The organism is Sphingobium sp. DN12, assembly GCF_051058005.1.
Classification (GTDB): Bacteria; Pseudomonadota; Alphaproteobacteria; order Sphingomonadales; family Sphingomonadaceae; genus Sphingobium; species Sphingobium yanoikuyae.
In genome coordinates, this window is the sequence record NZ_CP173717.1 from 240,433 (window position 1) to 256,665 (window position 16,233).

General features: G+C 57.2%; 15 protein-coding genes. 4 read left to right on the forward strand and 11 right to left on the reverse strand.

The window, feature by feature from the left end:
- Nucleotides 1–153: 153 nt before the first annotated feature.
- Nucleotides 154–1,434, forward strand: a complete 1,281-nt coding sequence (locus tag ACI6S0_RS01175) for a three-Cys-motif partner protein TcmP (RefSeq protein WP_010338237.1) — start codon at nt 154–156, stop codon at nt 1,432–1,434.
- Nucleotides 1,435–1,465: 31 nt separating this feature from the next.
- On the opposite strand, the gene ACI6S0_RS01180 is transcribed toward ACI6S0_RS01175, so the two are convergent.
- From ACI6S0_RS01180 to ACI6S0_RS01190, 3 genes are all read right to left on the reverse strand, one after another.
- Nucleotides 1,466–3,250, reverse strand: coding sequence for an MbcA/ParS/Xre antitoxin family protein (locus ACI6S0_RS01180; protein ID WP_120249344.1), 1,785 nt, complete (start codon nt 3,248–3,250; stop codon nt 1,466–1,468).
- 222 nt (nt 3,251–3,472) lie between these two features.
- Nucleotides 3,473–4,351 carry a CDF family Co(II)/Ni(II) efflux transporter DmeF gene (dmeF, locus tag ACI6S0_RS01185; RefSeq protein ID WP_051125431.1) on the reverse strand — a complete coding sequence of 293 codons (879 nt, stop codon included), beginning with the start codon at nt 4,349–4,351 and terminating at the stop codon, nt 3,473–3,475.
- A gap of 50 nt (nt 4,352–4,401) precedes the next feature.
- Nucleotides 4,402–4,677: a metal/formaldehyde-sensitive transcriptional repressor gene (locus ACI6S0_RS01190; protein ID WP_004210808.1), complete on the reverse strand. Its 276-nt coding sequence runs from the start codon at nt 4,675–4,677 to the stop codon at nt 4,402–4,404.
- Nucleotides 4,678–4,782: 105 nt separating this feature from the next.
- On the opposite strand from ACI6S0_RS01190, the gene ACI6S0_RS01195 reads away from it, so the two are divergent.
- Entirely contained in the window at nt 4,783–5,052 is a 270-nt protein-coding gene (locus tag ACI6S0_RS01195; protein WP_080572840.1) for a DUF1289 domain-containing protein, read from the forward strand.
- Here the strand turns inward: ACI6S0_RS01195 and ACI6S0_RS01200 are convergent.
- A complete protein-coding gene (locus ACI6S0_RS01200) occupies nt 5,032–5,367 on the reverse strand; it encodes a hypothetical protein (protein ID WP_029547811.1) in 336 nt (111 codons plus the stop codon). The two genes, ACI6S0_RS01195 and ACI6S0_RS01200, sit on opposite strands and share 21 nt — an antisense overlap.
- Before the next feature lie 220 nt (nt 5,368–5,587).
- On the opposite strand from ACI6S0_RS01200, the gene ACI6S0_RS01205 reads away from it, so the two are divergent.
- Nucleotides 5,588–5,767, forward strand: a complete 180-nt coding sequence (locus ACI6S0_RS01205; protein ID WP_037525480.1) for a hypothetical protein — start codon at nt 5,588–5,590, stop codon at nt 5,765–5,767.
- Here the strand turns inward: ACI6S0_RS01205 and ACI6S0_RS01210 are convergent.
- From ACI6S0_RS01210 to ACI6S0_RS01225, 4 genes are all read right to left on the reverse strand, one after another.
- Nucleotides 5,764–7,614, reverse strand: a complete 1,851-nt coding sequence (locus ACI6S0_RS01210) for a TniQ family protein (RefSeq protein WP_249258716.1) — start codon at nt 7,612–7,614, stop codon at nt 5,764–5,766. The genes ACI6S0_RS01205 and ACI6S0_RS01210 overlap by 4 nt on opposite strands.
- A gap of 5 nt (nt 7,615–7,619) precedes the next feature.
- Nucleotides 7,620–8,570 carry an ATP-binding protein gene (locus ACI6S0_RS01215; protein ID WP_029547813.1) on the reverse strand — a complete coding sequence of 317 codons (951 nt, stop codon included), beginning with the start codon at nt 8,568–8,570 and terminating at the stop codon, nt 7,620–7,622.
- Between the two features lie 21 nt (nt 8,571–8,591).
- Complete coding sequence (locus tag ACI6S0_RS01220) at nt 8,592–10,856, reverse strand: Mu transposase C-terminal domain-containing protein (protein WP_010338244.1); 2,265 nt, start codon at nt 10,854–10,856, stop codon at nt 8,592–8,594.
- Between the two features lie 174 nt (nt 10,857–11,030).
- On the reverse strand, nt 11,031–11,831 hold the full coding sequence (locus ACI6S0_RS01225) for a hypothetical protein (protein ID WP_010338245.1): 801 nt from the start codon (nt 11,829–11,831) through the stop codon (nt 11,031–11,033).
- Between the two features lie 313 nt (nt 11,832–12,144).
- Between ACI6S0_RS01225 and ACI6S0_RS01230 the strand changes: the two genes are divergently transcribed.
- On the forward strand, nt 12,145–13,326 hold the full coding sequence (locus tag ACI6S0_RS01230; protein ID WP_099233370.1) for a hypothetical protein: 1,182 nt from the start codon (nt 12,145–12,147) through the stop codon (nt 13,324–13,326).
- Between the two features lie 30 nt (nt 13,327–13,356).
- Here ACI6S0_RS01230 and ACI6S0_RS01235 read toward each other — a convergent pair whose 3' ends face one another.
- From ACI6S0_RS01235 to ACI6S0_RS01245, 3 genes are all read right to left on the reverse strand, one after another.
- Nucleotides 13,357–14,109 carry a hypothetical protein gene (locus ACI6S0_RS01235; RefSeq protein WP_063977167.1) on the reverse strand — a complete coding sequence of 251 codons (753 nt, stop codon included), beginning with the start codon at nt 14,107–14,109 and terminating at the stop codon, nt 13,357–13,359.
- A gap of 47 nt (nt 14,110–14,156) precedes the next feature.
- Nucleotides 14,157–14,861: a pirin family protein gene (locus ACI6S0_RS01240; protein WP_010335959.1), complete on the reverse strand. Its 705-nt coding sequence runs from the start codon at nt 14,859–14,861 to the stop codon at nt 14,157–14,159.
- Nucleotides 14,862–14,970: 109 nt separating this feature from the next.
- Nucleotides 14,971–16,158, reverse strand: a complete 1,188-nt coding sequence (locus tag ACI6S0_RS01245) for an RNA-guided endonuclease InsQ/TnpB family protein (protein WP_434404659.1) — start codon at nt 16,156–16,158, stop codon at nt 14,971–14,973.
- Nucleotides 16,159–16,233: the final 75 nt, after the last annotated feature.

Here is a 16,233-nt window from a genome sequence, read left to right on the forward strand (position 1 = left end):
ATGAATCTTGGCATATCGCGAATCGTGGGGCAACGAGTTTCGGTGCCAAAACTGGAAAATATGAGCAAAATGAATGAGAAGGGGATAGACAGTTGCTGTAAGTATTACTCATAACTTGTCTATGGCGGCAGGGCGCCAGCGAGGCATCAGTCCATGGCAGGTAATCTGGGTTACGATTGGATCGTGGGCGGTAGTCTGCCCGAACTCGGTCGCCACAGTGCGGCAAAGCATGAGATATTCGATGCCTATGTTGGGGCGTACATTCGTACATTGACGAAGAGTCATCGCACCCGTGCTCTCAACCTCACTATCGTTGATGGGTTCTGCGGTGGCGGTCGCTATACGCTTGATGGCGGTCAGGTTGATGGGTCTCCACTTCGAATGTTGGCTGCAGTGGACCGGGTTCGGGCTGAGGTTGCAGCGGCACGGACACGTGGCATTGCGATCAATGTCGACTTTGTCTTCGTCGATGCGAATCGTAACCATATCGATTTTCTACGGGATCTTCTGGAAAGCGAGGGCCACGGCTCTCGGATCGGGCGGGACATCCATATCCTCACGTCGAAGTTTGAAGAGGTAGCTGGGGATGTGATCGCACGCATCCAGGCAAGAGGGCGGGCGCATCGATCCTTGTTCTTCCTGGATCAATACGGATGGAGTTCAGTCACATTCGCTACAATCCGCAAGATCATGGCAGCCCTTCAGAACCCGGAAGTGGTGCTGACCTTCATGGTAGACCATCTGGTAAATCTGCTGAACGACAGGATGATCGACACCGCAGGCTTAGCGGCGGTTGATCTCGGTCGTAGTGATGTCCAGGACATGCTGCAAATGAAGCAGATGCGGGGTTGGAAGCGCTTCATCCAAAACACGCTCTACGAGCATATCCAGCGGAACACTGGTGCCGATTATTACACGCCGTTTTTCATCCACCCCGAAGGTGGATCTAATCGGGATTACTGGCTCCTGCACCTGTCGAAGCACCATTCGGCTCGAGAAGAAATGGGCAAGATCCACTGGGGAATGGAAAACACGTTCGAGCATTTCGGTCGGGCGGGCTTTAACTCGCTTGGCTTTAATCCAAGCGAGGATGTGCGGAAGGATATGCTGGACTTCGGCTTCAACGACAACGCGCGAACGAGGTCGGAGAACGCCGTTGTCGACCAACTCGCCAGGATGCTTCACGCACGGGCTGTTGCCGGGAAGGGGCCGCTGACCAAGAAAGAACTGTTCGCATCCCATTGCAACGAGGCGCCGGTAATCGGTGAGATCGTGGATGCAGCGCTGGCCGAACTACGCAAGGCGCAGGATGTGATTATCACTGGCAAGGATGGGGCGTTGCGACGGTCGGTGAAGACGTTCGCTTGGGATGACGAGATCAAGGTGTCTCGGGAGCCTGGCCTTTTCTCTGTGTTCGATCAAAGAGCAGCGTGACAGGTCAATTATTTCAGATGCCGTATGTCAGCTACCAGATCCTTTTGTAGGTTGTTCCTTTGAGGCTGGTGAGCTTGGGGTCTCTAGGCATCAGGTCGATGCATCGCTGGAGCGATGGGATATCGGTAGCGAAATCGATGGGCCTCACATTGCCAAGTTCGGGGTTTGGCGTAGATACAAAAACCGCGCTGTCATCCTTTGATTCAAACAAGCGGGATGCCATGGCAATGAGAATTTGGTAACAAGACACCCGCTGACGCATCAGAGCGTAAGATGCACAACGACGATGTGTGTTTTGGCGGAAGGGCTGTGGGCCGCCGCCTTCCGCGTCGGGCTTATTGTATTGCTGAGCTCGTTTCCTTCTGAGCCACGACTCTTCGATACCTAGTAGGCGTTGGACGGGCCATCCGCCGGAAATCATGTTCTCGATAGCATCTATGTCTGCGAGGAGCCGCGCATAGGGGACTCCTCCTTCCATGCAGATATGACGCGGTGTTGTGCCGTTAGATGAGAGAGGTATGATGTACCACTCACGAAAATCGTCGTCATAGAGACCGCGCCGCCGCCCTGCGGCCTCAAATTTTAGCTGAAGGGCTTCGCGACGCTTCGTATAGGCTTTGCGTTCGGGATTGACGACAAAGGTGTTGGGCTTGGATCCATGGGCAATGATCCGCCTAGCAATTGGGTGCACCCCTTGCCTGTCGGGCTCGTCGCACAGCATCCGCATGTAAGTTGCGACGGTTTGATCCGGCGATCCATATTCAACCGCATTTGTGCCGGCAGCGTCAAGAACATCTCGATCGATCTGACGTGGATCGGTGAGGGTTGTATTCTCGAATGGCCAGCGAGTAACAGGGCCAGTTTCTTGGGTTTCAAAAACCCTCTCTGATAAAAGAAAGCCCATTTTGTGGGTAAACTTACGATACACATTCGGAGGGCGATCATACGATATATCACCATCCAGATCCGGCTTAGAATCGAGATAATCGCGCAGGACTATATGTTGCCAATTGTCTGTTGGCGCGCAGAACCAATGCGTCCCTGGAATTTCTCGACCAATGAATGGTCTGGTGCCAAGCTCAAGGACTTCGGCCTCGTGCTTTTTGCGCTCTTTTTTAGTAATGAAATGAGGAATATCATTCAGTAGGTTGCGTAACTGAAGACCTTTGGCGCTAATCATTTCATCATGTTCGGATTTGAGAAGCGCGATGCGTTCATTTTCCAGCTGATGTGCAATCCAGATGCGGGGCGCATCGAACAGGATCGCCTGCCGCAGGTCGTGCCCCGACATTGTCTCGAAATCATATTCGACGACGTCGATCTCGATACATGACTGGACGCGCTGGCGGAGAAGCTCTGCCTTGACTTCGTCGACCGCGTGGTAGACCTTGATTTCGACATTTAGGCGACCATCGGGATGATAGAGTACGACGTCAGGCCTGATGCCGTCCTGCCATTCTTCCAGCGTCACGGCATGGTATTTCCAGTCGGTCTCGAAATCGCGGGCTAAGTCTCGATATTCGACATGGTGCGGAGGAAGCCCGACAGTTCGGGCCTCTTCGATTACCATCTTCGACCAGAGGTGAAGGCTTGTTTCGAGGCCGGATGTGCATTCGTCATGCGAAACATGTGCAAAGTGACCGCGCCGCGTTATGATTTTGTCGCTACCCTTACGGGTATGTGGGACGGTTTCTGCAACGTGGCGCATTTCGGATTGGCAGCCGGCGCAGATAAATGGCGCTTGGGTTTTAGAAGCGTCATCGATGTGAACGACCTTGCCGGTTGATTTCACAAGAGCGAAGGGATGTTTCAGCATTTTGAACCATGGACAGATCTATTGTGGCGAGGCGTCCAATGGATGAATTTCCTTTGTCGCCGTGGAGCGCGCACAAAGTTCCTACATTGTTTTTATCTCTTCCTCTCCTGCCGAACCAAGCTATTTGGAACAGCGTGAGTGAACCGTTCATGCGACCGCGAAATTTATCCCACATTTTCGCGATTCAAGAAAATGTGGGATAAATCACGATATTCCTGTCGGTTATGCCACTGTCGCGACTTCGACGGTGAGGTGCTGAAGCTCATGAACGGGCACAAGGCGTCTGCGGATTTCCGTCGCATCTACGCCCGGTTGGGCAGAGACGCCAACGATCGCGGAGTGTGCTTCAGGGCCTACCTTCCACACGTGCAGGTCCGTGATCCGGGCATCGCCTGCCGTTTCGACCAACTCGCGGACTTCATCGGCTACGTGGCGATCTGTGCGGTCCAGGAGAATGGCGGCCGTGTCGCGCATCAGCGACCATGACCAGCGCGCAATCACGATGGCGCCGACGATGCCCATGATTGGATCCATCCACACCCAGCCCAGATAGCGGCCGGCCAACAGAGCTGCGATTGCCAGCACCGATGTCAGGGCATCAGCCAGAACATGCATGTAGGCAGAACGCAGATTGTTGTCGCCACCATGGCTGTGACCATGGTGATGCCCATGGTCGTGACCGTGGCCGCCGGAGAGCAAAAAGGCCGAGGCTATGTTCACGAGCAGCCCGAGGATTGCGATCCATGTGGCCTCCGCGAAGGCGACGTTGATAGGCTCAAACAGCCGCATGACGGACTCGACGCCGATAGCGAGGGCTATGATGCCCAGGACGAGGGCCGATGCGAATCCAGCGAGATCGCCGATCTTCCCGGTGCCGAAGCTGAAGTCGCCGTTATGAGCATGGCGTTTCGCATAGGCATAAGCCGCGGCCGCAACACCAAGCGCTCCGGCATGGGTGGCCATATGGAAGCCGTCAGCCAGTAGGGCCATCGATCCAGTAGTGTAACCAGCGACAATCTCTGCCACCATCATGAGGGCGGTGAGCACCACGACCCAGAGTGTCCGGCGGGCATTGTCGTCATGGCTGGCGGCCAGGAACATATGTTCGTGCGTCAGGTGGCCGGTGTCGGCCAGCACGGCGGTCTTGGTGCTCACTTGCTGTACCTCCGGATGATCGTGACGAGGTCCTCTGCGCCTTGCTGGCGTTCTTCGGGCGACAGACCGTCGCGCGCGACATGGGCCTCCAGATGTTCGACGATGATCTCATCGAGAAGCCCATTCACGGCTCCGCGAACGGCTGCGACCAGATGGAGGACTTCGGTGCAATTCGCGTTGCCGCCAAGCGCGCGTTCTACTGCGCCAACCTGGCCCGCGATGCGCTTGATTCGCCCGAGTAACGCGTCTCGGTTTTCATTGATGTGGGCCATTTTTCCCTCGGTAGCCTCAGTGTCACGCAGCAAATTGCTGCTGGTAGGACGATGCGTTATAGGGTAGGTGGGTAGGGTATGCAATCAAATTCAATGGAATGATCTGTGCGCTCGCCTTGCATTGACCTTTGTGGTTTTGACGCCTCGTCCGGCTGGTGCCGTGGTTGTGGTCGTTCTCGTGAGGAAGTGCGTCGTTGGCGCAATCTGCGCCCGGGCGAGGCGCGTAAGGTTGCGGCGGACTTGCCACAGCGCCTGTCCAAGCTGCGCGCAAAGAGCCTGACGAATGATTCGCACCGACGACTGACCAACTTCTCGGCTGATGTCGTCAGTGCGATGGGTGGCAAGCTGAAGCTGTTAGCCAGGCGCGACCTTTAACTGATGATCGTCTCCGTATCGAATGCGGCAGGAATAGCCATGGCCGCACTCAGCGTGCATCTGTGACACGGCGGCTTTGGTCAGCCGCTGTGTCTGGCCGCTATCTTCGATTTCGATCCGTTCGACCGATTGGAAATCGAATGGCGCAACAGGGACGTTTTCCCGACCCTGTTTGATGAGCACCCCATAGTGCGATGTGCCTTTGAAATAGGTCACACGGATGTCGTGGGAGCTTTCATTCTTCCATCTGGGGTGGACCGGCCCACAGGCGGACAGGGAGAGGGCCAAGGCGGTCAGTAAGATCGTCGGTCTCATGATTTCTTCTTATTCGCTAGAACCGCGCATAATAAAAAGCCCGGCCTAACGGGGCGTGAACAGCGATGTCCTGAAGGCGATCGAGCGGCGTTCGGAGTTGCTCCGACGCTTGCTCGCGTATTCATCTTGCATGGGATATTATTGGCACCGAAGCAGGAATGTCGCTGGCGGGCTGCACATTTCTAAAATGAACCTGGATCCACGGAAGGGATGGAGCGGCATGATCATCACCCTCTCTGACCTTTTAACGGGAATCCGAGAGCGCAAGGCTGCCTTGGGTATCATCGATACCCCAGAGCGTACCGATGCCATGCGCAATAGCGGATCGCGTCGAACAGCGCGCAAGCGTGCTATGTTGGCCCGGATCGAGGAGCGCTCACGCGACGCGGGCGTCGTCTAGGCTGACCAAGCGCCTTGTTTCATGATCTTGGCGAAGCTCATGCGGCAGTAGCCAGCATCATGTATCGTCGGCAAACCGACCTTCCGCGCCCATTTTTGTGCTGACTGGGGAGGCAATCCCATCCTGTAGCCGATCTCGACCGATCCTATGATCTCTGCGGCGGTCTGAAGAACATCCAACGCGAGATATGCTTTACCGTGGCGACGTATGCGGCCGGTGGCGACGAATTTGAGAAACCGATTGGTGGCCAGGTTGAGTATCTCGCTGGCATCGGCGCCTGATAGCTCATCCTCGACATGGGCACCGGGCAACGGGTTTTCCAACATCCGCAAAGTGTCGATGAGTTCGGCCGGGATTAGTATCTGGTGGGACAGGTCCGTCGCCTCGGGGGCCAGACCAAATCGACCATCCGGCCCCAGAAGCCAGGCGAAGATGCCGGCCCAGGGCTTGGCGCGACCGCCAATAGCTCGTGCTGCGATTTGCAGCGGAACGCCGTCAATCATAGCGGGATCGGCTTTGGCTTGGATCTTTGCCTCGAATGCCGCCCAGGCCTGCGTGGTGGTATTGCGGACGCCATATCGCGCCTCCCAGTACGGGTGGGTCAGCGGGGCGAGCAATCCAGATTGCATCAACTGCGCTATGGCATAGCGGGGCAACTGAGTTGACTGCGACACGGCGGTCAAAGGCAGACGGTCGGGCTTGGTACGTGCCAGTTTCTCGATTTCTTCGGGATCATGGAACGGTCTAACCACGCCATGAACTCGCACGTCGGTTAGCTTGAAGACGCCGGCGGCTCGCAGCTTTGCGATGATGGTATCCGTCTCGCGCAGCACACGCACGGCTGATTTGGCGGAGATCAGTCCAATTATTTCATTCCCCTCGTCGGCCGACGGGAGGTTGGTCAGATCGGGGCTCTGACTGAGATCGGCTTGCTCTTGCTGGAGGCCATGTAGAAACATCGCGAATAGGGCTTTGACGCGGGGCGAGGAGCGGCCGATCCGGGCTTGCTTGACGGCGTGCCCCAGCTTGTTCGACCAGTTGCCCCCTTCGCCTGGAGTTGGAAGTAGATCGGCTGGAACGATGGGCCATTGGCGCAGCAGCGTTACAGCGTCGTGAAGCGCGCTGATGACCGCCATGGTAAGGTCAGGATTGGTCAGCCATTTTCCGCGCAGTTGGACGTTTAGCCAGGGGGAGAGCTTCACGGCCAAGTCGGCAATGTCGTGCGGCTCCAAGCTCGAAATCGGGTCAGGAAGCTGTGATCGCGAAGCGGCACGTACATCGGGATCATGGCTGAAGAGGCCAGCATAGATGCCCAAATTGCCGCGCATTTCGTGAGGGATGAACTCGGCTTGTCCCTCTCGGAGATCCGCGCTGCAGACATCTTGGTCGCAGGTGGCAATGCCGTTGGCGTAGCGCCATCGCTGGGTGGCGCCGCATTCGTGACACTCACTGCGCAAGACCTGAAAGGTTTCCGGGCAGAATGGGACGGAGGCTAACTGCCAAATCGCACGATGATGAGCCGATAGGGCAAGGCTGGCCGGTGCATATCGGCGGATGGTGGTTCTCAGTTCGCTCTGCCACGCGCGTCCACCAAACCAATGTATGATCGCGCTGCCTTCTTCTGGACCGTGGGCATGGTGCAGTAATTGGAGGTACGGCACCACCAGAATGTCAGCCAGCGCCGGTAGCTGTTCGGCGTTGGTTGTGGCCGCCGTCGGCTTGTTGTCGTAAACCCAGCCAGCCTCGGACAACAGCGTTCCCGTCCGTGGATACCCGTTCTCGGCAGTCACACGGGCGACAAGGCCCATGAGACTTTCGCCAGCGATCGGCGCGAGCGGGTATTTCACTTGGCTCAAGCTTCGATCTCCACGAACGGGTTATAGTCGATGAAGCTATGGGCAATTGCCCAGCTGTTCACCGCCAGGGCGAGATCGTTGCGGGTAATGGCATGTCGACCATCACGCACGACGTTTATGGCCGCCGTTTCTACGATGCGGCACGTGCGGCCGATGATCCCGCTGCTTGCGAGGCAAAGGGGGCGGGCGATGTCTTCTTCGACTAGGCCGCTGGCAACCTTCATGATCTTCTTGTCGACCATGGCGGTATCGAGGTCTTCGATGAAGTCCAGGAACAGATCCCGATCGTCATCCGCCCACCAATCAAGGGGAGGAAGCGTGAGGGGAGGGAAGAGCCGGCCGTTCAACTCGTGGCTGGACTGGAACAGCTTGTCCGCGTCGTGGGTGCCGAAAAAGGCGATAGGAACAAGGCCAGAATCAAGGAACGTCTTCAGGCTATCCGTGACATGGGTTGCGGCCGATGACCGGCGCGACAGATGTTGGATTTCATCGATGACGAGCAACTGCACGTTATCCCGTTTGATGGCTTGCACGGCGCGCTTGTGCAGGTTGGGTTCGGTGCCGCGGTCATAAAAGGGGTCGTCCAGGGCCTGCAGGATGGAAGAGAATAGCGACCTGGCGGTGCCAGTGCTCATGAGCTTGACGATCAGGACGGGCCGGCTGCCTTCGGGAAGTTCGCCCAGGCGTTCGATGCCGTCCCGGAAATGTTCGGCTGCTGTCGTTTTGCCGGAACCGCTTTCAGCCAGGAGGGTGATGCCATATTGCCGCTCGCCACGGGTGGCGATGCCAGAGCGCCGGACCTCATCCAACCCAGCAATGATGGCCTCTTGGCGAGGATGAACAATCTTGATCTGGCGGAATGCGCTGCGGGCATCTGCCACGCGTTGAGAGCGGGCAGCGGCTTCATTCGGCCGTACAACGGGCGGGTTTGGAGTGGTGGTAGTCATGAGTTGCCTTTCGGGTAGGGGTTAGAAATAGCTGCTGTCGTTCGAGCGCTTTTTGCGTTCACGGCGTGGTTCGGGGTCGGTGGTCGATGCGTCCGGGGTGGGTGGCGGCGCAGGAGCACGCCGGTCGCGCTCTGGCATGTCCTCTGGCGTCGCCTCTCGGGCATTGGCAGCTTTCGCCTTCTGCCGGTTGCTCCGCCGTTTAGATGCGGTAGGGGCAGCTTTCTGTGGAGCGGGGCGACGAGACAGGGTGTCGGCATCGTGCATCTCGTGCTCGATCACGTCTGCATAGATGATCGGGATATCGACCGGCTCGGGGCGCTCGCGCTGCAGGCTGGCGAGTTCACCGGTGATGCTGCGGATGCGCTTGTTTTCGTACAGCTTGGCCAGAAGCTTGCGTTCACGCTCCTTGGCTTCGGGCGTCAGCTGGTCGATGGCGTCGAGAAGCTCGGCGCGGCAGGCGTCACGCCATTCCCGTGAGTTGAAGTCGGCGGCTTCCGCTTTGGCCTTCTCACGGATCTGTTCGTGCATCCACAGGCTGATCGGCTCATCGCTATAGCCGGCCGTTTGGCAGTACAACTCGACGTCCTGATTGGTTTTGCGGTTGATCACCCAAATCTTGCGCAGATCGTATGGGTCATAGCGGAACGACACCGTTGCAGTGGCATTCTTCAGGCGCTGACGCTTGCCTTCCAAAGGGACAAGATCGGCGAGCAGGTCAGGCACGGCTTTGAAATCGCCGAAGCGCAGGCCATTCCACTCGATGCCAGCGTGGGTCAGCCGGTGCGAATTGATCTTGGGGAGGAGGGCCTTCTCGAAGATGCGAGGGTCACGCGGTAGAACGATCCCGTACTGGGCGGTGCCCTGTTTCCAACAGAGCAGAGGCTGTTTCTCGTTCAGGCCGCCATGCGGGGTCGTGTGATAGACCGCGATGGCGAACATGATGAGCGTCTCGAGCTCGTCGAGCGTCAACACGGCATCCACGGCGGGGTCGTAATCATACTCGCGGGAGAGGGCGATCGGCAGATGGGCGCCGGCCACCTTCGATGACACGTAATTGTGGATGGTGAGGAAGATGCGCTCAACAAGGGCTCGTTCGCGCGGCTTTTTACGACCACTGATGCGGACCGTTGCACCGGTCGCCTTGCTCATGCTCTCCATGTCGTGGCTGCGGAATTCCATGCCGCCATCCACATGATATGTGCTGCACAGGCCGCAGACGTCCTGGGCTTCAGGGTGCTTGTTCTTGATGATCGGCGGTACGATCTTGGGCAGAACAGACCGGCGAAGCAACTCCGACACGGTGGCGTATGATGGAGCATTGAAGGACAGCATGTGCGAGAGCACGACCCTGCTGAACCCATCAACAAGTGCGGAGAAAGTGGGGCGGCCCAGGATGATGGCGCGTTCCACGTCGATGACGAGGAGAGCGGGTATGGGTGTGTGATCCATAAGCCCGAATTCCAGAGGACGCTCCGCCTCATGGCCTTTCCCTGCGCCACGCCACCGAGAGTAGGCCGCCTGCTTGCCGTGGCGGGCCGCAACCGTCTGTTCGCACTCCAGCTTTTTGATATCGCGATATGTGGTGCTCATGCTCACCGGGAGGAGCGGCTCTGTAGGCATCTCGTATTCGAGCGAAGTGCCATCGTTGACGCGGCTAATCTCGGCGTTGGTCAGCACATTGATATCGGTGACGCTCTTCTTCGACACATAGTAGGTCAAAGCCAGGCGCTGGCGGATTTCCATGCGGATGCCATCTTCATCATAGCAATGGTGCCCCTGGGCGCTTGTGGCCTCACGAGCATCGCGGTCGCCGACTTTACCGCGCTCCCGCATCCAGCGTTTCACGGTGTGCGGATTGGGTGCCTCGCCATATTTGGCGTGCAACTCGGGGGTCCAGTGCTCGGCAAATCCTGCAGAGATTGCCTTCACGCCGGTCATTACGCCGTTCCGGTCGAGCAGCCGTAACGTTGCCAGCCGAAGTGCGCTTTCGGGATCGAGCTCCTCACATTCGGCGGGCGTGAGATGTGATTCAGCGATCTTGTTCTTGGCCGGCGACTGCCCACGGTCTGCCATCTGGAAGAATTGACCGTTCTGAAGCAGCTCTCGAAAGCGCTCCTGGTCCATTGGACGGACGACGCCGGCGTCATCGAGATATTCGACGGGCTTGCCTGTGGCAGCATGTTCGAAGTTCAGGCGGGTGCCATATCCGTGTGATGTAAAAACACAGGGTTGACCTTCGATACTGTATAGCTGATTGCGTTTGAGCTTATAGGGGAAGTAATTCACGTATCTCTCCCGAGATTTGGGCATTCTGAGGGCGCGCAAAATCCATCAGCAGTAGATATTTCTACGCTGCGAATGGCATTGCTTCTGTTGTGATGGGTGCCTGCGGGTTCGTCAGGTAGTTATGATTTCACTCTAGGTCATGGTTGAATCCTTCCTGGGGTATTTGATCTATGATCAGATGAAGCTGACAGGCATCTCATCGATGAAAGGCTGCGTGAGATCGATCGACACGATGCGCCTCACCAGCATGGCGAAAGTGATTGCCCGCCCTTGGACAAAATTTCCGGGCGCCATCAGCTCAGCGAATTCGCCCAACTGCATGTCATCGCCTTTGCTGCGGAGGCTTTCGACGAGCCGCTTCTGCGACGATGAGATGGCCGTGCGGCGCATCGAGCTGGCGAGGCGTACGTTGAAGCGGTGGCGGCTATTCTCGAAAATTTCGGAACCGAAGGTGATACGGAATTCGTGGCCTACCCGGCGGCAAATCTCTGCGACGCCGGCAAGCTTCAGCCGATATTCCGGATCTCGGAGGTCTGCATCGTCGCCTTTGACCTCGACAACCGCCAGGCGGCCATCGGCGTCCAATATGTCGACGTCGCTTGTGTACCGCTCCTTCTTCCTCAGGATGAATTCGAAGCGGCGAGCCTCTGATTGGTAGTGGACGACATTGGGGTCCGTCTCGCACCGCTCGATCAGTGCAAGCTGATGCAGGCTCTCATAATGCTGTGTGCGGCCGACCTTCACGGAAGGGTACCAGCCACTCGCATGGTGCGTTCCGCCAGAGACTGTTCGGAGCGATCCATTGTCGTTGGCGACCACAATGCGAGCCATGGTGTTGACCAGGCTGTTGTGCTTCCTCAGCAAGGTTTCGGCGCGCAACCGGCCAGCGGAAGGTTCGTATGACGGGTTGCGCAGCATGAGGTTGATAGCGGCGCGAACGTCGATCTCAGCCAGTTCTTCATATGCGTCAGTCATGCCAGAACGTCCAACCGCGACGGTTGCTGTTGGGCCATTTGGAGCGAGAACGACTCCACGTCTTAACGCGCTGCTGTCGTTCAAAATGTCGAATGATCTCGATCAGATACTCTGTATAAACGATTGAAACGAGGTTGTTTTGATCTGCACTTCGCGGTTTAGTCGTCATCGCACTGTCTCCATGTTGGTCACGATACTGTGCATTTAGGAACGCTAAAATGACCGTGATGGCAACAGGAATGTGGTTTCAACTGCACAGTATCGTGACCAACTCACTTGACGATGCGTGCCTTACTGTTCTAATAAGTCATGGATGAACAGTAAGAAAAACGGCACGCGCGACGTTGGTTCGGACCGGTCGGCCCTCGAAACTGACGAGGAGTTGGTCAAACGGCATGCCGCTTCAGGCTTTTCTGGCGAATCAGAGTACGCCCTGTTCCTGTCTCTGGATGATTCTAAGCGGGAGGCGGTGATCGCCAGACTGAGGACGATGGACCTCTATCTTCGCGACGATGACCCCATGCCCGTGGGCGACGCGTGCAGCGCGCTCGATATGGAGCAGCGCAATTTTTACCGACTGCTGAAGAAGCTGAAGGATCTGGGCCCAACACGAGGTCTGTCACCGAGCTTCCGGGTGAAGGCTGTCGCGGCACCAGCACAGAAAGGCTTCGCACCCGTTGCCGAGCGTGCGCTGCGCTGGAAACTGCAGCATGAGCCCGCGGCTTCGCCCGCGTCGATCATACGCTGGATATTTGAATCCTGCGCGGACGCGGGCGAGGCGCCTCCGTCCGCATCCTCGATCCAGCGACGCATAAAGGTACTCCGCCGGGAAGGTGTCGCAGAGCCGGCGGCTGGGGCTGCTGGTCTTCAGATCCTGGTGGACCAGACCGCAGTCGATGTGATGGTTCAGATCAACGGCCGGGTGGAATTGGCTACGGCGACGTTCATTCTTGATACGGGCTCAAGGATGATCCTTGGATTGGGGGTGGGCGATCCGCTAATTCCGGAAGACGGGCTCATGCGCGCTACCCGCAATATGGACCACGACCTCATGCGCCATCTGGTGCAACATACGCAGGTGCATTTTGATCGAGTGGAGTCGATCGACTTTATCGCGCCTCCAGGAGGAGCGCGGCAGAGCAAGCAGTTACAGAAGCGCTTTCGGGTCTTCAACCGCCGAGTGTCGTTCGACATCCATGCAGGCGGGAAGTGGCGTCACGGCACGCAGCTGGTCCGCTACCTGGGCGACACGCTGGGGCCGTATCAGTTCAAACCGCGATTTACGGAGGAGGGGGCTCCTCTCAGCAACTCGATCAGCGAGGGGATTGAGCAAGAGGTTCTCGAGCGGGCGCTGCTCGTGGAGGCGATGCGCTGGAACGAAAGCCAGTGGCAGCAGGCGGAGCCGACGGTCGAGAAGTCTCAGCGTATGCGTGAAGAGCGTGCGAGTGCGATAACTGCCCTTTTCCGCGATGTGGTGATGCGGCCGGAGTTCTAGTCGGAACCAAGCAACACGATCGTTGCGATGTTATGAGATGTCGATTTCCACCAGATACGCCGGAACAGTGCGTTTCAACGTTTCATAGCAAGGCCCAACCTTATAGGCTGTCACGTCAGCAATGTGGGTTTCGCGGGTTAAGGTCAGCTGTGCGCCGGTGGCGAAAACGACTTCCTTCTCGTTGCCGTGGTCTCCATCCCTACTGTAAGCGTAGGCTTTGGTTTGTGGCTGGATGACGTGGACGACCATCAGGTCCATCCGGCCAGCGTCATAAGCTTTGCTTTTCCACTCTGCATTCTTGCGTGCCACTTGCGGGCAGAAGGATGTGGAGAATGGGCGGGTTGTCGTGAAAGTTTGTACGCCGAGCGGCCATAAGCCACCGTGGAACAAGAATTGTCCATTTGGCATCGTCACCCCGATAGCTTTGATCGCGCTATCCGCCGCAGATAAGTCGGCCTCTGAGAACTCAGCCTGATAAGCACTTAGGGCTTGAGGCACGTTTGACGGCATCAGGTTGCGGAGATCGCGATATTCAGAGCTTGCTGACAGCGCTTTGTCTATGTGACGCTCGAGCGCGTTATCTGCACCCTCACGAAGCATGCGCGCCGCGGCCTGGACATGGTTCGAGACTTCCTCAAGCAGCTTGTCTTTCGTGGTGAAGGATTCGGCTAACGAATAACCCTTTTGGCAAAGGGATAGCGCTTCTTCATCGGTGGACTGGCGGTAACTCCATGCTTCGTATGGGGTGGAAAATACGTTCACAACCCGAGCGATCTGATTCATTTGGCTTGGTCATCCACCCTGTGAGGTTTTCTTAAAGCGATCAGCCCTCAGGCTTCAGAAAGCTCTATGAGGAGCACTTCCGCGTCTCCGACGCCGACTATGGTTATGACTTCAACATCGTTGATGAGAATTCCGTCGTTGCGGTTGGCGACAACATCACCGACCTGAACAGCGCCGGTGAGCGGCACGACATAGCCGAAATTGCCTGCTTCAAATCGGTAATCCGCAGTGCCACTGTCGGTCAGCACAATGCGCGAGAGGCGGGCATTGGCTCGCATTGGCAGTGAATTGCCTTCATTGTCGAACCCGCTGGCCAATGTAACGAACTGCCCCGGCTCACCATCATCAGCGAACCCATTCGTGACGGAAAATGGCTCGCCAGCCTGATGGTTGGGCATCAGCCAGATCTGGACGAATTCGACTGGTTCAGCTTCGTCTGGATTGCCGCGCCTGATAAAGACACCAGTTCCAGCTGACATGATCTGACAATTGCCTGCCTGGAGCATCCCGACATTGCCCAGGTTATCTTCGTGATAGAGGAACCCACTGGTGACGTAGGTCAGTATCTCGGTATCGGCATGCGGAGTTTGCGGCAGGGCAGCGCGGGGAGAGATCGTCTCGTGGTTCCACATGATCATATCGCCCCACTGCATCGGATGTCCGCCGCAGCTCTCAGGCCCGAAATGCTGAAGGCTTTGGAAATGATCCAAACGGAAGCTGCCGAAGTCGCGGGAGGGGCGTAAGGTGATCATCAGGGTTCCAGTGCGAATATGTATGGCTAAAGCGGGTTTGAAAAAACCAAACTGGCTTTGGACAGGCAGTTGCTATGCAAACGCGCTGCATTTCCGGGTGGACGCGCAGCTAGACGCTGGCGTTGGGCAAAACCTTGCCCACCCTGCGACCCAAAGCGGCCGCATGCGCGGAGAGACCGCGCGCAAGGATGTTGATTGCGTTGTTGGTGCCTCGTGGGACATCGGCGCCGCACGCACAGATGTGCCGGTCAGCATCGTTACTTTCAGAGGTTGGTGATCCGCATGCATTGCACGTTTGCGTAATGTGTCTCGGATCGACAACGACGACTTTGCCACCAGCTTTTTCAGCTTTGTAGCGGATCATCTCAAGAAGGCGCTTTGGTCTTGGCTCGTGCAACACCTGACCGTTTTCTCGTATCGCGATTGCGCCAACGCCGTCTGATGGGCGTCGTGTGCGTGTTGGTCGGGGAAATTGTTTGAGCGCGAGATCTTCGACCACGATCGTTTCAAATCGATTAGTGATCGCCGCCGAGATCTGATGCAGCCGCGTGGAACGGAGGTTTATCACCCGTTGACTGGCGCGGTCTTGGCGTTCGCGCAGCTTTTTACTTCGGCGGGAGTCTTTCTGGCATCTTGCCAGTGCCCGGTAGGCCCGACGCAACGCGGAACTCTGAGTGGTCTTACGGGGTGTGTCGTCGAAGAGAGAGCCATCTGACAGCGATGCTAGTTGCTCTATGCCGAGATCGAGGCCGCATGCGCTACCGGGTTTCTTATGCTCTTGATCGCCGACTTTGCAATCAATCAGGATGGCAACATGCCATTGGCGGGCTCTGCGGGTGAAGGTGAGTCTGGCGAGGCGAGCGTCAGCCGGCAAAGGGCGATGCATGCGCATGCGCAATTTCCCGACGATGCCATCGACCGTTAGGTAGCCATCGGCAATAACACATCCTCGTACGCCGTGGACGCCAAAACTGCGCCAACGCTCTTCGGAGCGGAAGCGCGGGAACCCGGCGTTGGGGTTGGCCGTCAGGCGATCGCGATACCTCGTCATTGCGGTATCGACGCAGCGCAAGGTCCAGTTGTTAATGCCCCAGGGCAGGGCAGTATGCTGGCGGTTGGCCATTCTATACGCAGGGAGAGACTTGGTATCGTCTTCGTATGTGAGATGGACGCCGCGCTGAAAGGCTGCACGCCGATTTTGGAGCGCGTCGTTGTATAAATTTCGCTGCAGCTGCAGGATCGACGCCAGGCGCGCATGTTGCGCCCGGGTTGGCTCGATCGGAAATTTATACTGCAAGAACATGTGCTTGCATGTGACGCGCAAAAGTTAACGCAAGGTGGATATTCGAAGATCAATCAGGCGCAAATGGGA